We start from the raw sequence: 18,944 nt of genomic DNA, 5'->3' as shown, positions 1-18,944 counted from the left end.
GTTTTTTTATGTATATTTGCTACCTATGGAAAATACACTTCACGAAAAAGTTTCTCAGGATATTTTGCTTAAGGCTTACAACCACATGATGCTTGCAAAAGCAATGGCAGACATTTACGAAGAAAACAGAAATGTTTGCAAATATGTTCATAGCACTTCCAGAGGCCATGAAGCGATTCAGCTTGCAACGGCTTACCAATTGAAAAAAGAAGACTGGGTTTCGCCTTATTACAGAGACGAAAGCATTCTTCTTGGGATTGGATTTGAGCCTTATCAATTGATGTTGCAGCTATTGGCAAAAGCTGACGATCCTTTTTCCGGAGGCAGATCTTATTATTCTCATCCTTCAAGCAGGGATGAAAAAATGCCAAAAATCATTCATCAAAGTTCGGCTACAGGAATGCAGACTATTCCTACAACCGGAGTTGCGCAAGGCATAAAATATATTCAGGATTTTGAATTACAAAATTTTGAACATAATCCTGTTGTAATTTGCAGTCTTGGAGACAATTCGGTAACAGAAGGCGAAGTAAGTGAAGCTTTTCAATTTGCTGCTTTGCATCAGCTTCCGATCATTTTCTTGGTTCAGGATAATGAATGGGGGATTTCCGTAACTAAAGATGAAGCACGAACTTGTGATGCTTACGATTTTGTAGCAGGTTTTGTAGGTTTAGGCAGAATGAGAGTTGACGGGACCGATTTCGTTGAAAGTTTTGAAGTGATGAAGAAAGCCGTGGATTTTGTAAGAACAGAAAGAAAACCTCTTGTTGTTTGCGCAAAAACAGTTTTGATTGGTCATCATACTTCGGGCGTGAGAAGAGAATTTTATAGAGATGAAGAAGATTTAACAAAACACAGAGCAAAAGATCCTGGAGAAATCCTTAGAAAACAGTTGCTTGAAAGTGGCGCTGACGAAGAATTATTAAAACAGATTACAAAAAAGGCGAGATTAGAAGTTGAAGAAGCTTTCCAGAAAGCTCAAAATGCAGAAGATCCAAAGCCTGAAACGGTAATGCAGCATATTTTCGCACCAACTCCGATTACGGAAGAGGTCGGAACTCGTGAGCCTGAAGGTGGAGAAAAAATCGTGATGGTTGATGCAGCTATTCATGCCATTCAGGAAATTATGTGGAAACATCCTGAAGCTTTGCTTTACGGACAGGATGTTGGTGAAAGAATCGGCGGTGTTTTCCGTGAAACGGTGACTTTAGGAAAGAAGTTCGGAAGCAAAAGAGTTTTCAATACGGCGATTCAGGAAGCTTATATTATTGGTTCTACAACGGGCATGAGCGCAGTCGGATTAAAGCCGATCGTTGAAGTACAGTTTGCAGATTATATTTACCCGGGAATCAATCAGTTGATTACTGAGATTTCAAAATCAAATTATTTAAGCTACGGAAAATTCCCTGTAAGCAATATTATAAGAGTTCCAATCGGGGCTTACGGCGGCGGCGGACCTTATCACAGCGGAAGTGTTGAAAGTATTTTAGCTAATATTAAAGGAATTAAGATAGCTTATCCAAGCAACGCAGCTGATTTTAAAGGTTTATTAAAAGCTGCTTATTACGACCCGAATCCTGTTATAATGCTGGAGCATAAAGGCCTTTATTGGAGCAAAGTTCCGGGAACTGAAGATGCTAAAACCATCGAGCCGGCGGAAGATTACATTTTGCCTTTCGGAAAGGGAAAAATCATTATCGAAGCTGATAAAAATGAAACTGAAAAAGGCAGAACTTTATTGGTTGTCACTTACGGAATGGGCGTTTATTGGGCAAAAGAAGCCGCTAAAAGCTTTGCCGGAAGAGTTGAAGTTATCGATTTACGAACCATAATTCCTTTGGATGAAGAATTGGTTTTCGAAAGAGTAAAAACACATGGAAAATGCATCGTTTTAACAGAAGAGCAATTAAACAATTCATTTGCAGAAGCCTTTGCGCACCGTATTTCGAAAAACTGCTTCAGATATCTTGATGCTCCGGTTGAAACCATTGGATCTCTTGATACACCTGCCGTTCCTATCAATTTAGTTTTAGAAAAAGAAATGCTTCCCAACGCTGAAAAATTAGCAAAGAAAATTGAAGAAATGCTTAAAAACTAACTCAATTCTTACAATACAAAACCTCTGAAACTTCGGAGGTTTTTTTATGCTTTATTTTAATAAATATAAATGTACCTTTAGTATAAACTATTGGTATTTATTTTGATATCTAATGTTGTTTTATTTTTAACACATCTTACACAAATTATGATCACTACAAAATATGTCAATTACAGACAAGTACTCAATTTATCCGGAATTCATCTTATTATCATATCAATATGGTGCACACTTGTAGCATTGGCCTTTTATTTTCTCGATTGGCAATGGATGATCATTCCCTGGGTACCGGTTGCTCTGATTGGTACTGCGGAAGCTTTTTTGGTGGGTTTTAAAAACAATCAGGCTTACGACAGACTTTGGGAAGCGCGAAAAATTTGGGGTGGTATTGTTAATTCGAGCCGTTCATTTGCTTCAATGATATATGCTTTTGATACGGAAAATGAAGATATTGGTATATTTGATCTGAAAGACAGAAGGAGAAAAATCATCTGCCGTCATATTGCATGGCTTTATGCATTTCGCGAGCAGCTTTTGGTACCGACCGAATGGGAACACATCAAAGCCGAAGAAGATCAATTCAAAAACATTGATCACAAAAGAAACAGGCTGATTAAAGCTGGATTTCCGGATTACAGCCGAACTCCAATATTCCTCAACAAATATCTTTCAGAAGAAGAAGCAGAACTTCAATCGACTTATAAAAATTTTGCAACTTATTTAGTTTCACAGCAGGCGAAAGATGTTAACGAACTAAAAAACAGAAAAGTGATTTCAGAATTCAATCAGATGCAGTTACAGACTTGCCTGAATGAATTTTACGGATTTCAGGGACAGGCAGAAAGGATTAAGAAATTTCCGTCGCCAAGGCAGTTTGCGAGTACAGCATTTATATTCAACATATTGTTTATCGCACTTCTTCCTTTAGGTTTGGTTAGCGAGTTTGCAAAACTGGGTGACTGGGGAGTTTGGGTAAGCATTCCGTTTTGCGTGATTGTAGGCTGGATTTACATTATCATGGAGCTTGTGGGAGATTATTCAGAAAACCCTTTTGCCGGACTTATGTTTGATGTTCCGATACTTTCCATTTGCAGGACAATTGAGATCGATCTGCTTCAGATCATTGGCGAACATGAAGATCTTCCGGAACCTATCGCGTCCAGAAATGGAGTTTTAGTTTAATTAATTTTAAGATAAAACGATTTCTGTCGTATTTTTCACTTCAGAAATACTGAACGAGCTTTGCGTGCTTGCGATATGATTGAGCGTCGTAAGCTTTGTCAGCATAAAATTCCGGTAATCGTCCATATCTTTTACACAAATCTTGAGAATGTAATCGTAATCGCCGCTTACGTGAAAACATTCTGTCACTTCATCCAAAGTCATGATTTCTTTTTCAAACTGAATCACAAATTCTTTTTTATGCTGAGTCAATTTTACATGACACAAAATGATAAAATTTTTATCAACTTTTGTTTTGTTTAAAATTGCTACATATTTCGAAATTACTTCATTGTTTTCGAGCTTTTTTACGCGTTCATAAACCGCAGTTACCGACAAACCAAGCTTGTAAGACAACTCTTTGGTGGTTTGCTTGCAGTCTTGTTGCAGATAATGCAGCAGTTTCTTGTCTGTTTCGTCAAATTGCATAGAATTATTTTTGGTGGAAAATTATAAAAATTAAATTTAGCAAACAAATTACCTAAATAATTTAGTTTAAGCAGTTTTTTTTACTGAATATTTAAATATCTGTTGTAATAAAAAATAAAAAGGTTCATTTTTAAAATAAAAAATATGGATCAGTTTAATGCAGCAAACGAAATACAGGATTTGCAATATTTTGGAGAATTTGGAGGCGTGAATCCTTCTATATCGGACAGCTCAACCTATACTTTTCTTTCCGCAAAGACGATGTTTGATACTTTTGAGGGCAATGCAGAAGGATGTTATCTGTATTCGAGGCATTCGTCTCCGATGAATCTGTACTTTTCCCAGGCGTTGGCAAAAATGGAAAATACAGAAACCGCCAACGTTACCGCTTCAGGAATGGGCGCGATTACTTCTGTTTTGATGCAGGTTTGCAAAAGTGGCGATCATATTATTTCGAGCAGAACAATCTATGGTGGAACGTATGCTTTTATGAAAAACTTTCTGCCGCCTTTTCAGATTGAGACAAGCTTTGTAGACATCAATAATTTTGAATCTATAGAAAACGTGATTCAGCCCAATACAAAAATCATTTATTGTGAAAGCGTAAGCAATCCGCTTCTTGAAGTGGCAGATCTTAGAAAGCTTTCGGAAATTTGCAAAAAACACAACTTACAACTTATAGTAGACAATACTTTTTCTCCGCTTTCTATTTCACCGGCTCTTTTAGGCGCTGATATTGTCATCCACAGTTTAACTAAATTTATCAACGGCAGCAGTGATACGGTAGGCGGAGTTTATTGTGGAACTCAGGAATTCATCAATGATACAAAAAATGTAAACAACGGAGCCTGCATGCTTTTGGGTCCGACAATGGACAGCTTCCGTTCTGCAAGCATTCTGAAAAACTTAAGAACCCTTCACATCCGTATGAAGCAGCACAGCCACAACGCCATGTATCTTGCTGAAAGATTTGAAAAAGATGGTTTAAAAGTTTCATATCCGGGCTTAAAATCTCACAAAAACCATGACTTAATGAAAAGCATGATGCATGAGGAATATGGCTTTGGTGGGCTTTTAACATTAGACGCCGGAACAACCGATAAAGCCAATGAACTTATGGAAATGATGCAACAGGAGAATTTAGGTTATCTGGCGGTAAGTTTAGGTTTTTATAAAACTTTATTTTCATGTTCGGGAAGCTCTACTTCTTCTGAAATACCTGAAGAAGAGCGTGAAGCAATGGGAATTTCCGACGGATTGATACGATTTTCAATAGGCCTCGATCACGATATCGAAAGAACCTATCAAAAGATGAAAGAATGCATGCAAAAAACAGGCGTTCTACACCATGAAACTATTTATACATCTTAATTGAAAATGCTGTTGGATTCAACAGCATTTATTTTTTCGAAAACTTATTTAAACCATTAAGATTTATGAAGAAGTTAAGTTTTATTAAGATTAAATCATTCTGATTTTTGAAGCATAAAGCTTAGCTTAATATTCTTAACAACTAATTTATTCTTAATGGTTCAAATATTTAGGTCAATTAAAACTATTTCTTATGAAAATGTTTCGGAAAAGCATCTTCAGGTTTCATTCTGAAAATATTAAGTAAAATCCACGATTTCAGGAAACCGTAACCGTAAGAAAACATCTGAATATAAGTGGAAATCACCGCCATTCCGGCAATTGCAATATTTCTTGTCACGATTAAAGCATGAATTAAAACCATAAAAGTATACAATCCGTAAAATGCTAAAATAATTCCGTGCCCCAAAATAAAATATTCAATAAATCCTAAAATATATCCCAGGAAAAATAAAGTAGGAAATGCAAATGAAATCTTCACATATTTCGGATGTCTTTGATTCAGAATTGGTCTTGCGCAACCAAACTGATACACCTGTTTTGAGAATTTACCAAAATCTACACGACGCTTGTGATACACCGCAATATCATCAAAAAAAGCTGTCGTAAAGCCGTTTTCCCAAAGCGTCATCGACAGATCCGGATCTTCCCCGATTCTCATCTCTGAAAATCCACCGACTTTCTCAAAAACCTCCTTTTTAACGCCCATATTGAAGCTTCTTGGCTGGAATTTTGAAACCGCTTTTTTATTCCCACGGATTCCGCCCGTCGTAAAAACCGAAGTCATGGAATATGAAATCGCTTTCTGCATCAGATTGAAGCCTTTATGCGCTTTATCCGCACCACCAAACGCATCACACGGAATTTCAACAATATCTTTTTTTATGTTTTCGATATAATCTTTTTCTACAATTACGTCGCTGTCGACAAAAACCAGCCAATCATTGGCCGCTCTTTTTGCACCGTAATTCCTCGTCAAACCCGGTCCGGAATTGTCTTTTCTGTAATATTTTATGTCTAAAATTCCTTCAAAATTACCAATTGTCGGTTTCAGGTCGATCAACGAACCATCGTCTACAACAATGATTTCAAAACCTTTATCGGTTTGGGAAACCAATGAATTTAAAAGCTCGAAAAGTTCGTCTCTTCGGTTGAAAATGGCAACGATAATGGAAATGGTTGGGCTCAAATTGAAAATTTTTCAAAATTACTTATTCGTGAATGAACTCACAACCTGTTTTTTAAAATATAACTGCAATGATTGAGCAAAATATCTTTCCGTCCCGAAACAGATCTTAAGGAAATGCTTGCTACCATTAAGTTTGAAAAAGCTAAATAAGCAAAAATAAAATACAGGCGTGCTTTTTAAAATTGCAGGCCTGTATTTTTTAAAAGCTGGCGTGCATTTGCGGAAGTGTACGCCAGCTTTTGTGATAATGCTTGTGAGGATTTTGTTGAATTGTTATTTCATGTGTATAGAATTTTCTAAAATGAATAACAGCATTTTTTATTTTGGTTTTTGAGCTAGAAGATTTCTTGTAAGAAAGTAAATGAATAGAATAAAAAAGCAATAAAATTTGGAAACTTTTTATTTAGTGCAATCAAAAATTTAAGTAAAAACCAAATTTGATTTAATATATATATACAAAACAACTGAAATACAAAGTAAAATTACTGAAACGCTGAACAACAGTAATTTAAAGAAGTTCTGAAAATAATAAATTCCTAGATGATAAAGCATAAAAAATACAATAAAGGAAATGACAAAACCCATCAAAGAACAAATAATCAAGGTCTGCCAATACTTATCTTCGGGCAAAGAATCTTTAAAAACAATAAAAAACAAAATGGAGGCAATTACCAAAAGGCCCCCACTCCATAATTCTACTTTATATTTTGATTTTTTCGTTGACTTATTTTTTTCGTTAAATGATAACGTTTCTGAAGAACTGCTGAAAAAATTCAACAAATCACCAATTATTCCCAAACCATCAAAAAAATTAAAAGACATATTACTCAGGATTATTTTCCAACTTATGCACCTTTTTCGTTCCTTCATACATTTCATATTGCAAAAATCTGGTTTCCAGTTTACCGTTGAAAAGCTTTATTTTTCTTGAAGGTCGAAGCCCGATTTTCTTTACCGCTTCCAGATCGGAAGAAATAAGCCAGGCCAAAGTATTCGGATAATGCGTTTTGAAAGTATCTCCTATTTTCTTGTAAAAATCATCATCATTAATGGAAATCCTTTCATCATAAGGCGGATTAAAAACCATCAATAACGGAAATAAGTCTTTTTTTGTATTAAAGAAATCTTCTCTTCTTATCTCGATTACATCCTCCATTTCTGCAGATTCTACATTGATTCTTGCAGCGTCCAGCATTCTTCCGTCGATATCATAACCTACGATTTTTCCGTGGAATTCTCTGATTCTGTCGACACGATGTTGCTTAATCGTCGCAAATAAATCCGCATCATAATTTTTCCAGTTTTGGAAAGCAAACCTTTTTCTGAAAATCTGAGCCGGAAGATCCATTGCAATCATTGCAGCTTCTATCAAAAGCGTTCCCGAACCGCACATCGGATCCAGAAAGTTTCCTTTTCCGTCCCAACCTGCCAGCTGAAGCATTCCGCTTGCCAAGACTTCATTGATCGGCGCTTCGCCCTGCTCTCTTCTGTAACCTCTTTTAAACAAAGCATCACCTGAAGAATCAAGAGAAATTGTTACCAATTCTCGGTCGATATGCAAATGGAATTTTATATCAGGTGACCTTGTTTCAATGTTTGGTCTTTTTCCGTATTTATTCTGAAAATAATCTACAATCGCATCCTTCATTTTGAAAGTCATGAATTGTGAATGGCTGAATCTTTCAGAATTTACCGTAGAATCTATGGCAAAAGTCTGGTCGACATCCATAAACTCGTCCCATTCAAACTTGAAAAGCTTATCATAATATTTAGTTTCGTTATAAGCTTTAAAATCAAGAATCGGAACCAAAATCTTCAAAGCCGTTCTGGCAGAATAATTGATTTTATAAAGAAATCCTAAATCACCTTCACAATTGACGGCACGGTTTTTCAATTCGACGTTCCTCCCGCCTAGTTTTTTGATCTCTTCTGCTAAAACAGGTTCCAGTCCGAAGAATGTTTTTATCTGTATCTGTATGTTTTCTATATCCATAATTGTATTAATAAAAGATGTAAGTATTTAAAAATTAAAAGATTAAGCATTCAACATTTTAATCAATTGAATCTTTCAATGTTTCAATCATAAAAATACTTTGCTTTTAAAAGCACAAATTTAGTTATTTTTGCATTATGGAATGGTTTGAATCTTGGTTTGATACGCCTTATTATCATTTGCTTTACAGCAACAGAGATTATACAGAGGCAGAAAATTTTATTACAAAACTCACGCAGGAGCTTCAGCTTCCACAATCTTCAAAAATTATCGACCTTGCCTGCGGAAAGGGAAGACACTCTGTTTTTTTAAATAAATTGGGATTTGATGTGCTTGGTTTAGACCTTTCCCGCCAAAGCATTGAGTTTGATAAGCAGTTTGAAAATGAAACTCTTCATTTCAACGTTCATGATATGCGGCACCCAATTGATTCTGAACCTGTAGATGCGGTTTTTAATCTGTTTACAAGTTTCGGATATTTTGATAATGAAGACGATGACAAAAATGTTTTCCGATCTGTTTATAAGGTTTTAAAGCCTGGCGGATTTTTTGTTTTAGATTATCTGAACGAAGAATATGTAAGACAAATTTTGGTTCCTGAAAGTACGATTCACAGAGAAGGAATTGATTTTAATATTTCAAAAAAAATCGAAGGAAGACATATCATCAAAGATATTCGTTTTCTGGCGGAAGAAAAGCCTTATCATTTTTTTGAGAAAGTAAAGCTTCATACTTTGGAAACGATTGAAAAGTATGCTAAAGACTGCGGTTTTGAAAGAGTAAAAATCTGGGGAGATTACCAGCTTAATGATTTTCAGAAGGAAGATTCACCTCGTTGCATCAATTTATTTAAGAAAAAATAATGATTGTCATTTTACTGATTTTAAGTGTCATTGCCGGTGTTGTTCTCGGCAAATTCTTTGGTAAAAAAGAGCAGTTTGCCAAAAATCTTCTGATTTTAAGTGCCGGTTTTCTGATTACCATTTGTTTAAACGAAGTTTTTCCTCAAGTTTATCATTCTGAAGTAAGTGAAAACCTCGGGATTTTCGTTATCGGCGGAGTTTTGCTTCAGATGATTTTGGAAGCATTGACCAAAGGTTTTGAGCATGGCCATTTTCATCATCATAACGAAAGCAATAATATTTTGCCAGTCGCTTTGATGATCGGATTGTTTATTCATGCGTTTATTGAGGGAATTCCTTTGGCGAATGAAACCAATCCGTTATCACCTTATCTTTTGGGGATTTTATTTCACAATCTTCCAATTTCGTTTATTTTGGGCGCGTTTCTTTTTAACAGATCGGGGGCAAAAGCGTCTTATCCTTCATTGCTGATTGTAGCCTTGTTTGCATTAGCTTCTCCGATGGGAATGCTGCTTGGAAATTATTTTAATCCTGATTTACAACCTTACTTTTTAGCAGTTGTCGGAGGTATTTTCCTTCATATTTCGTCTGTCATTATTTTTGAAAGCAATAAAAATCATAATATTAACTGGTCTAAAATAGGTTTGGTGATTTTAGGTGTTTCATTGGCATTAATAATGCATCTTTTTCATGCACATCCGCATGAACATCATCATTAATAATCTTAATACTTTATATAAAAAATTAAGGCTTCGAATATATCGAAGCCTTTATATATCTAAATAATTCTGATTAGAATTTCCAACCTACAGTTAAAAAGAAATTATTTCTCACATTCTTTACGTCAGAAACTACAGATGTAGGCGTTGTTACATCAAAATCGCCTGAATAATATCCTGTATTGTAATCATCAAATTCGTATCCGGCTAACAAAGGATTTTTGTATTCAGAATTGATATTTTGGTAAGCTGCATCAATATAAAAATTACCAAAATCATATCCGATACCTGCTCCGATAGTATTTCTTTCACCTAAAATAAAGTTGCTGTAACTATTGTCTCCCGCCATTCCTGCACTGGAATATGCGCTGATCGTCGTTGTATCAAACGGGCTTGAAGCGTAAGAATATCCACCTCTCAATCTGAAAGCTTTGATTCGGTATTCTGCACCCACTTTTACTTCTGATAAGTTTTTATAATTATCGCTGAAGAAAGAATTTAACTCTGTTTCTGCCGGGCCTTGTACTTTATATTTAGGTTTTGTTAATCCTAAAGTATAATCAACATTGATCGCAAAATTTTTATTTGGAACAAAAGCACCACTTAAAGTTGCTTTCATTGGAGATCTGAATGTTCTGTCTTCCACAAAATCATCATAATAAATTCCGTCGTTACCATCGTAATAATCTCTGTAGGCTCTGTCGATCGTCCACCAAGTTGGTGTTTCGATTGATGCTCCTAATCTTAGCTGATTATTTACTTTACCGATAACTCCAAAACTCCCTGAGAAACCACTTGATTTTTCGGAAAACGGAGTATATTGTTTATCATAAGTAGCAACAGAATTATCAAGATCAAGCCCGAAAACTGCACTGTCAAATTGTTCCATGTCCACACCATGCAAATTGATGCTTGCACCAAGATATAAAGCATTGTTGTAGTTGGCTCCAACCCCAATGTTGAATTTGGTTTGTGTACCGTATCTGTTGTAAGCCTGGCCAAGATAAGATAAATTTCCTACCACATCATTTCCCTGAGGATCAACCAAATTTTTCGAAATAGATACATTCGAATTTCCGGGAGTTTCAATATAATTCTCAATAGATTGTGTGGAAATATTGGCTCCTACATTGATGAATTTCCAAGGAGTTTCCGTCATCAACTGAAATGTAGCCACACCATTAACGTTACCAATATTTACCTTATCAACATTATAGTTTATTGAAGAACCTGCTAAAGAACTTGTATTTTTATTATTAGTGATCGCTAAAGTTCCGGATACATCTCCTGCAATCGCAACACCGATACCGGCGGGGTTTGTCAACAAAGAAGTAGCATCACCACCCAAAGCTCCGTTTGAGCCTACCATTGCATTAAATTTAGACGAACCAATCATTGGAGTGTTTGAATACACGTCTACCGAATTTCTAATTACCGATATATCCTGAGCCTGCGCAAAAAATGCGGCAGAAACACTCATTATTACTAAAGATTTTTTTAACATTATTTTTTAATAGTTATTGAGTTTGAAAATTATCTACCACCAGATCTGAAACCGCCGCCTCCGCCGGATCTCATTCCGCCTCCGCCAGAAGAACCGCTTCTGAAGCCGCCTCCGCTGCTGCCGGAATTATTGAATCCTCCAGATCTGTAACCGCTGTCATTTGATCTTGTGCCTTCGTTTCGGTATCTAGGTTGAGACTGCTGCTGATTATAATTGTAGTTTGGTCTAGTCTGAGAATTAGGATTTCTGAATCCTTGGTTTCTGTATCTTCCATTGGTAGTTCCTTGTCTGAAACCTCCATTACCGTTTGTACTTCTAAAACCTGTTCCGTTATTTCTCAGCGTTGAGCCATTTCTGTTTCTAAATCCTGAACTATTATTTCCGTTGTATTTATTAATTCCCTGAGTATTATTGGTAAATCCTCTTCCATTGGCACCACTTCTTCTGTAAGCTGGTCGGTAATAGTTACCACCCCAATATCCTACGCCACCGTATCCCCAATAAGGGTTTCCATAACCCCAATAAGGATTGTATGCGCCCCAATATGGAGAGTTCCAGCCGTAGCCCCATCCCATGTTCCAGTACGGATTAAATCCGCCCCAGCCCCAAGAATTTCCCCAGCCGAATGACATACCCATTCCCCAGCCGGCTCCCATACCCCAATACGGGCTATAGCCGCCATACCAGCCCCAAGGTGAACCCCAACCCCACGAATTGTCGTAAATGTTGGTTTCGCTTCCAGCAAAATTACCCCAGTCAGAGTCTGTTGCATTACCATTGTAATCGGCATTGCTCCATTCATTATATTTGTTCTCCTGCTCCTGAGAATTGATTTGAGCATTTTCTACTATACTTGTTTCCGGATAATAATCATAATAATCTCCTACTCTGTTTCCTTGATCACCATTGATGATAACTCCTTCCGGAAGAGTATCTTTATTGGGATCATAATATACCCCGTCTGTCTCGCTGTAACCGCCAACTTGGGCACCGCAAGACATTAATATCAAGCCACTTGATATTGCTAAAATCCCTTTAGATTTTAGAATACCAAGTAAATTTTTATGTATATTTTTTTTCATGATAATGTAAAAATTTTTAATTTAAATTATATTTGCAGTCTGTACCAAAAATATACCAAAATATTATGGTAAAAAGTCTATCAAAAATAGAGTTTTATTTTTAGATTACAATAATAGACAAAAGTTAAAAAAATAAAAAAGAATAATGGCAAAATTAACCTCAAGAAGCGAAGATTACAGCAAATGGTATAATGAGTTGGTTGTAAAAGCTGATTTGGCTGAGAACTCGGGAGTGCGTGGATCTATGGTGATAAAACCGTATGGATATGCAATCTGGGAAAAGATGCGTGATGAAATGGATAAAAGATTTAAGGAAACAGGTCACGTTAATGCATATTTCCCGCTTTTTGTTCCCAAAAGTTTATTTGAGGCCGAGGAAAAAAATGCAGAAGGTTTTGCCAAAGAATGTGCCGTTGTCACCCATTACCGTTTAAAAAATGATCCGGATAATCCAGGAAAATTAATCGTTGATCCCGAAGCAAAATTAGAAGAGGAATTAATCGTTCGTCCAACATCGGAAGCGATCATCTGGAATACTTACAAAAGCTGGATTCAGTCCTACAGAGATTTGCCGATTCTTATCAACCAATGGGCAAATGTTGTTCGCTGGGAAATGAGAACCCGTTTATTTTTAAGAACTTCAGAATTTTTGTGGCAGGAAGGTCACACCGCTCATGCTACAAAAGATGAAGCTGTGGAAGAAGCCGAAAAAATGAACAATGTATATGCAGATTTTGCTGAAAATTTTATGGCAATGCCTGTAATTCAAGGTTTAAAAACTCCTTCAGAAAGATTTGCAGGAGCAGATGAAACCTATTGTATTGAAGCATTAATGCAGGACGGAAAAGCTTTACAAGCCGGTACTTCTCACTTTTTGGGTCAGAATTTCGCAAAAGCCTTTGATGTAAAATTCACAAACAAAGAAGGAAAAATTGAGCATGCTTGGGCAACTTCGTGGGGTACTTCAACACGTTTGATGGGTGCATTGATCATGACACATTCTGATGACTTAGGATTGATTTTGCCTCCGACTTTAGCGCCGATTCAGGTTGTAATTGTTCCTATTTTTAAAGGTGAAGAGCAATTGGATCAAATCCGTGAAGTAGCTTTAGAAATTCAGAATAAACTGAAAATGAAAGGCATTTCTGTAAAGTTTGATGATGATACACACAACAAACCGGGATGGAAATTTGCAGAATATGAATTGAAAGGTGTTCCTTTAAGAATGGCAATCGGCCCAAAAGATCTTGAAAATAAATCTGTTGAAATCGCCAGAAGAGATAATCTGACAAAAGAAACCCGCCCGCTTGAAGGATTGGATTCTTATATTGAAGACTTATTGAAAACCATCCAAAAAGACATGTATACAAAGGCTTTCAGCTTTAGAAAAGATAATATCACAAAAGTAGATTCTTATGAAGAATTTAAAAAAGTGTTGGAAGAAAAAGGCGGCTTTATATATGCTCATTGGGACGGAACTGCCGAAGAAGAGGAGCAGATCAAAGACGAAACTAAAGCGACAATAAGATGTATTCCTATGGATAATGATATTGAAGAAGGTGTTTCCATGATCTCCGGAAAGCCATCAGAAAGACGTGTTTTATTTGCTAAAGCTTACTAATTATTTTAACGATTTATGAGGTATTTTGCCTAAAAACAAATAAATTATTAAAAAAAATGCCATTTGGACTATTTTTTGTTTAAATTTAGATCACATTAATTTCAAAATAATTTATTATGTCATTAAACATCATTGATCTAATTAAAGGGCAACTTGGTCCTGCATTAGTAACTCAGTCTGCATCGCAGCTTGGCGAAAGTGAATCCGGTATTTCCAAAGCAATTGGAGGTTTATTACCTGCCGTTGTAGGAGGTTTGGCAAACAATTCTGACAATCCCGTTGTTTTAGATTCTATTTCTAATGCCTCTTCACAAGGGATTTTGGGAAATCTGCACAATTTAGATTCCAATAATTCGTTGGTTTCGGGTTTGCTATCATCCATATTTGGTGATAAGTTGAGCGGTCTTGTTAATTCAATTGCATCGTATGCGGGAATCAGCAATAATTCTTCCTCTTCTTTACTTAATTTAGTAACGGGAGCAACTGTTGGGTCGATCGGAAAATATGCAGCAGATAATAATTTAGACCAATCAGGAATTTCAAGCTTGCTGAATGACCAAAAAGGAATTGTTTCAACATTGTTACCTGCAGGTCTTTCTTTAGCATCTTTAAATGTTGGAGACTGGGCAAAAGGATATAAGTTTGACAATGACAATGATGCCATAAAACCTATAACACAGGAAGAGCCGAAAATTGAAGTAACAAGAAGCACAGCAGATGGCGGAACTTTTCCGGACAGAAATGACAATAACAGCGGCGGATCTATCTGGAAATGGCTTTTACCACTTTTATTACTTCTTGCAGCAGGATATTTCCTTTGGGATCAATGTAAGAAGAAAGAAACTACAACCACAACCATGGTAGGCGACTCAACCGCAATCGCAAATGATACAGCAACAATGCCAATGGATACAATGAATACAGCCAATACAAGAGTTGATGAAGATATTGACCTCAACGGTAAGAAGCTGAAAGGCTATAAAGGAGGCATGGAAGACAGAATGATTGCTTTCTTAAAATCTGATGGCTACAAAAATGCTGCAAATGACGATGCCTTAAAAGATACATGGTATGATTTTGACCACGTAAACTTCAAAATGGGAAGCTCTACCGAATTATTGCCTGGTTCTGAAGCTCAGTTGGCCAATTTGGTTGAAATTCTTAAAGCTTATCCTGATACTAAAATTAAAATAGGTGGTCATACAGATAAAGTAGGAGACGAAGCTGCCAACGTAAAACTTTCTACAGAAAGAGCCAACTTCTTTAAAGATTGGTTGACACAACGTGGCGTAGGTTCGCAAGTTATTGCTGCAGAAGGTTACGGAAGCGAGTTTGCTACTGTTGATACCAATGCTTCAAATGCAGAAAGAGCTGTTGACAGAAAAATGTCTGTAAGATTTGCAAAATAATCTTTTAAACATATAATACAATCCCGGAAATCTTTTTCGGGATTTTTTTTGTTAATTGTTTTTTAATTTCATTTATTTAATTAAATTTGTTAGCCTTTTCTAACATTTATGAACTTTAAAGTAAAACCCGCATGGCGAAAAGAAAAAACTTCGGACTCATTACCTGAAGTATTTTCATCAATTCCTATTCCCAAAAGATCAAGCTTTTGGCGAAAATATCTGGCGTTTGCAGGACCCGGATTAATGGTTGCTGTTGGATATATGGATCCCGGAAACTGGGCAACAGATATCGCCGGAGGTGCACAGTTTGGCTACACTCTACTTTCTGTAATTTTGATTTCAAATATTTTCGCAATGATTCTTCAGCATTTGTCTGTAAAATTAGGCGTTGTGGCGGAAAGAGATTTGGCTCAGGCGTGTAGAGATCATTTCAAGCCAACTACCAATTTCATACTTTGGGTTTTTTGTGAAATTGCCATTGCCGCCTGCGATCTGGCGGAAGTAATCGGTTCGGCAATAGCTTTAAACTTACTTTTCGGAATTCCTTTAACATGGGGAATTGTCATTACTACAATTGATGTTCTAATTATTTTAATGCTTCAGGCAAAAGGTTTTCGATGGATAGAAAGCATTGTTGGTGGTTTAATATTTATCATTCTTGTATGTTTCGGATATGAAATTATTATTTCCAAACCCGAAATCAACGCCATTTTAGGAGGTTTAATTCCGCAAAAAGAAATTATTACCAATCCTGCAATGCTGTATATTGGAATAGGTATTTTGGGGGCAACCGTCATGCCTCACAATCTTTATCTTCACAGCAGTATCGTACAAACCAGAGATTATACGCGTGACAGAGAAGGAAAGAAAGAAGCAATAAAATTTGCTACTTTAGACAGCACCGTTTCATTATTATTGGCATTTTTCATAAATGCTGCAATTTTGATTTTGGCTGCAGCGACTTTTCATACGACAGGAAATAATCATGTAGCCGATATTCATGATGCTTATCAAATGCTGACGCCGATATTGGGAGCTTCTATGGCGAGTATTGCTTTTGCCATTGCCTTGTTGGCATCCGGACAAAATTCCACTTTAACGGGAACGCTTGCCGGACAAATCGTAATGGAAGGCTTTTTAAATATCAGGCTTAAACCTTGGTTGAGAAGATTGATAACACGATTGATTGCAGTAATTCCCGCACTTATTGTCACGATTATTTATGGCGAACAAGGAACGACGGATTTATTGGTTTTGAGTCAGGTTATTTTATCAATGCAGCTGAGCTTTGCGGTGGTTCCTTTGGTAATGTTTACCAGTGACAAAGCCAAAATGGGCGAATTTGTGAATAAACCATTTTTAAAAATTTGTGTCTGGCTAATTTCCTTCGTGATTATTATTTTAAACCTTTATCTTTTATTTCAGACATTTTTCGGAGAGTAATTTAAAGTGAATTGTCAATGGTGAATTGTGAATTCAGCTACTTTTAAATTGACGATTGACTATTGACAATTAACATAACTCCATCTGCCTAAATGTCCTGATTTTTTCTTTGGCAAAATCTTTGACAAACAACCTTTGTAAAAAGTTATTGAAATATGGAAAATCAGGATATCAACGAAGAAAATATCAATAAGCAAGAAGAAGTAAACAACCAAACTGAGGAAACATCTCAAGAAAATGTGACAGAAACTCCTACTGCAGAAGAACTTTTGGCAGAAGAAAAAGACCGTTATATCAGATTGTATGCTGAGTTTGAAAATTATAAAAAAAGAACTTCAAAAGAGAAGATGGAATTCTTCACTTACGCCAATCAGGATATGATGGTTTCTATGTTGGGAGTTTTGGATGATTTTGAAAGAGCTTTAAAAGAAATTGCTAAAAATGGTAATCCTACAGACCTTCAGGGTGTTGAGCTGATTTATCAGAAATTCAAAAGTAAATTAACGGAAAAGGGATTAAAAGTAATGGAAGTAAAAGCCGGCGACAGCTTTAATGTAGATTTCCATGAGGCTATTACCCAAATTCCTGCTCCATCGGAAGACCTTAAAGGAAAAATTGTAGACGTTATCGAAACAGGATATACTTTAGGTGACAAAGTGATCCGTTTTGCAAAAGTTGTAACAGGAAATTAATAAAAGTTTCAATGGTGAATGGCTTCGCTGTGAAAAGTTAATTTAAAAAATTCACCTATTCACTTTAGAAGAAATTCACTCGAAGAAATTCACATATAAATAATTATGTCAAAAAGAGATTATTACGAGGTTCTTGAGGTAAGCAAATCTGCAAGTGCCGACGAAATAAAGAAAGCATACCGAAAAATGGCTATCAAATTTCACCCGGACAAAAACCCGGGCGATAAAGAGGCTGAAGATAAATTTAAAGAAGCAGCGGAAGCTTATGAAGTTTTAAGTGACGACCAAAAACGTGCAAGATATGACCAGTTTGGTCATGCAGGAGTTGGCGGAAACGGAGGCTTCGGCGGTGGTGGTTTCGGCGGCGGAATGAATATGGAAGACATTTTCAGTCAGTTCGGCGATATTTTCGGAGGTGGTTTTGGAGGATTCGGCGGCGGCGGCGGAGGTCGTCAGCAGGTGAAAGGTTCAAATTTACGAATCAGAATCAAGCTGAATCTTGACGAAATGGTTAACGGAACCCAAAAAACTCTTAAAGTAAAAAAAATGAAGATGGCGGAAGGTGCCACTTCAAAAACTTGTCCGACGTGTAACGGAGCCGGAGTTCAGATGAAGGTGATGAACACAATGTTCGGACAAATGCAGACTCAAACCACTTGCGGAACTTGCCAGGGAATCGGAAAAGTTGCTGATAAAATACCTGCAGGAGCCAATGCGCAAGGTTTAATAAAAGATGAAGAAGAAATCACGATCAACATTCCCGCGGGAGCAAGAGACGGTATTCAGCTGAATGTAAGAGGAAAAGGTAATGACGCTCCATTTGGCGGAATTCCGGGAGACCTTTTGGTCATTGTTGAAGAAGAAGTTGACAATACGATCAAAAGAGAAGGCGACAATCTTCATCAGGAATTGTACATTTCGTTTGCTGAAGCAGCTTTAGGAACGAAAAAAGAAATTCCTACCGTTGGCGGAAAAGTAAAAATAACGATTGATCCGGGAACTCAATCCGGAAAGATTTTAAGATTAGCCGGAAAAGGTTTACCAAGTATCGACAGCTACGGAAAAGGTGATATGTTTATTCACATCAATGTTTGGACGCCTCAAAAGCTTACAAAAGATCAGAAAGATTTCTTCGAAAAGCAAATGTTAAGCGGCGAAATGGTTGCAGAACCTTCCGGAAAAGAAAAGACTTTTTTTGATAAAGTGAAAGATTTATTCAATTAAAAATATAGAGAGGCTTTAAAGTCTCTCTTTCTATTTAAAGTATATCAAAAAGGGGGAAATTCAAAAACCGTGAGCGATCCTGATTA

15 protein-coding genes are annotated in these 18,944 nt (G+C 36.5%); 10 read left to right on the top strand and 5 right to left on the bottom strand.

Features of this window, described 5'->3' with window-relative positions:
• Positions 1-25: 25 nt before the first annotated feature.
• Positions 26-2,098 carry an alpha-ketoacid dehydrogenase subunit alpha/beta gene (locus AC6CHK_RS04790; protein ID WP_498094076.1) on the top strand — a complete coding sequence of 691 codons (2,073 nt, stop codon included), beginning with the start codon at positions 26-28 and terminating at the stop codon, positions 2,096-2,098.
• Positions 2,099-2,245: 147 nt separating this feature from the next.
• Positions 2,246-3,280: a bestrophin family protein gene (locus AC6CHK_RS04785; RefSeq protein ID WP_498094074.1), complete on the top strand. Its 1,035-nt coding sequence runs from the start codon at positions 2,246-2,248 to the stop codon at positions 3,278-3,280.
• Positions 3,281-3,286: 6 nt separating this feature from the next.
• Here the strand turns inward: AC6CHK_RS04785 and AC6CHK_RS04780 are convergent, their stop codons facing one another.
• A complete protein-coding gene (locus AC6CHK_RS04780; protein ID WP_498094073.1) occupies positions 3,287-3,748 on the bottom strand; it encodes an Lrp/AsnC family transcriptional regulator in 462 nt (153 codons plus the stop codon).
• A 144-nt stretch (positions 3,749-3,892) separates the two neighbouring features.
• On the opposite strand from AC6CHK_RS04780, the gene AC6CHK_RS04775 reads away from it, so the two are divergent.
• Positions 3,893-5,119, top strand: coding sequence for an aminotransferase class I/II-fold pyridoxal phosphate-dependent enzyme (locus AC6CHK_RS04775; RefSeq protein WP_498094071.1), 1,227 nt, complete (start codon positions 3,893-3,895; stop codon positions 5,117-5,119).
• A gap of 184 nt (positions 5,120-5,303) precedes the next feature.
• On the opposite strand, the gene AC6CHK_RS04770 is transcribed toward AC6CHK_RS04775, so the two are convergent.
• Together AC6CHK_RS04770 and AC6CHK_RS04765 are read right to left on the bottom strand one after the other, a co-directional pair.
• Positions 5,304-6,308, bottom strand: coding sequence for a glycosyltransferase family 2 protein (locus tag AC6CHK_RS04770; protein ID WP_498094069.1), 1,005 nt, complete (start codon positions 6,306-6,308; stop codon positions 5,304-5,306).
• An 823-nt stretch (positions 6,309-7,131) separates the two neighbouring features.
• Positions 7,132-8,301 (bottom strand): THUMP domain-containing class I SAM-dependent RNA methyltransferase, encoded by a 1,170-nt coding sequence (locus AC6CHK_RS04765; RefSeq protein WP_498094067.1) that lies wholly within the window; start codon positions 8,299-8,301, stop codon positions 7,132-7,134.
• 137 nt (positions 8,302-8,438) lie between these two features.
• Here AC6CHK_RS04765 and AC6CHK_RS04760 point away from each other — a divergent pair, with 137 nt between their 5' ends.
• Positions 8,439-9,164, top strand: coding sequence for a class I SAM-dependent methyltransferase (locus AC6CHK_RS04760; protein ID WP_498094065.1), 726 nt, complete (start codon positions 8,439-8,441; stop codon positions 9,162-9,164).
• Positions 9,164-9,883 carry a ZIP family metal transporter gene (locus AC6CHK_RS04755; protein ID WP_498094063.1) on the top strand — a complete coding sequence of 240 codons (720 nt, stop codon included), beginning with the start codon at positions 9,164-9,166 and terminating at the stop codon, positions 9,881-9,883. Before AC6CHK_RS04760 ends, AC6CHK_RS04755 begins: the two co-directional genes overlap by 1 nt.
• 73 nt (positions 9,884-9,956) lie before the next feature.
• On the opposite strand, the gene AC6CHK_RS04750 is transcribed toward AC6CHK_RS04755, so the two are convergent.
• Both AC6CHK_RS04750 and AC6CHK_RS04745 read right to left on the bottom strand, forming a co-directional pair.
• Positions 9,957-11,363 (bottom strand): OmpP1/FadL family transporter, encoded by a 1,407-nt coding sequence (locus AC6CHK_RS04750; RefSeq protein ID WP_498094061.1) that lies wholly within the window; start codon positions 11,361-11,363, stop codon positions 9,957-9,959.
• A gap of 53 nt (positions 11,364-11,416) precedes the next feature.
• Positions 11,417-12,469 (bottom strand): prolyl-tRNA synthetase, encoded by a 1,053-nt coding sequence (locus AC6CHK_RS04745; protein WP_498094059.1) that lies wholly within the window; start codon positions 12,467-12,469, stop codon positions 11,417-11,419.
• Between the two features lie 145 nt (positions 12,470-12,614).
• Between AC6CHK_RS04745 and proS the strand changes: the two genes are divergently transcribed.
• The 5 genes from proS (at position 12,615) to dnaJ (ending at position 18,858) form a co-directional block, all read left to right on the top strand.
• Positions 12,615-14,090: a proline--tRNA ligase gene (gene proS / locus AC6CHK_RS04740; protein WP_498094057.1), complete on the top strand. Its 1,476-nt coding sequence runs from the start codon at positions 12,615-12,617 to the stop codon at positions 14,088-14,090.
• A 116-nt stretch (positions 14,091-14,206) separates the two neighbouring features.
• Positions 14,207-15,499, top strand: coding sequence for an OmpA family protein (locus AC6CHK_RS04735; protein WP_498094055.1), 1,293 nt, complete (start codon positions 14,207-14,209; stop codon positions 15,497-15,499).
• Between the two features lie 108 nt (positions 15,500-15,607).
• On the top strand, positions 15,608-16,942 hold the full coding sequence (locus AC6CHK_RS04730) for an Nramp family divalent metal transporter (protein ID WP_498094053.1): 1,335 nt from the start codon (positions 15,608-15,610) through the stop codon (positions 16,940-16,942).
• A 155-nt stretch (positions 16,943-17,097) separates the two neighbouring features.
• Complete coding sequence (locus AC6CHK_RS04725) at positions 17,098-17,634, top strand: nucleotide exchange factor GrpE (protein WP_498094051.1); 537 nt, start codon at positions 17,098-17,100, stop codon at positions 17,632-17,634.
• Positions 17,635-17,739: 105 nt separating this feature from the next.
• Positions 17,740-18,858: a molecular chaperone DnaJ gene (gene dnaJ / locus AC6CHK_RS04720; RefSeq protein ID WP_498094049.1), complete on the top strand. Its 1,119-nt coding sequence runs from the start codon at positions 17,740-17,742 to the stop codon at positions 18,856-18,858.
• Positions 18,859-18,944: the final 86 nt, after the last annotated feature.

Source organism: Chryseobacterium sp. GQ58 (genome assembly GCF_059758895.1).
This window is presented reverse-complemented; position numbering and strand designations above follow the sequence as displayed.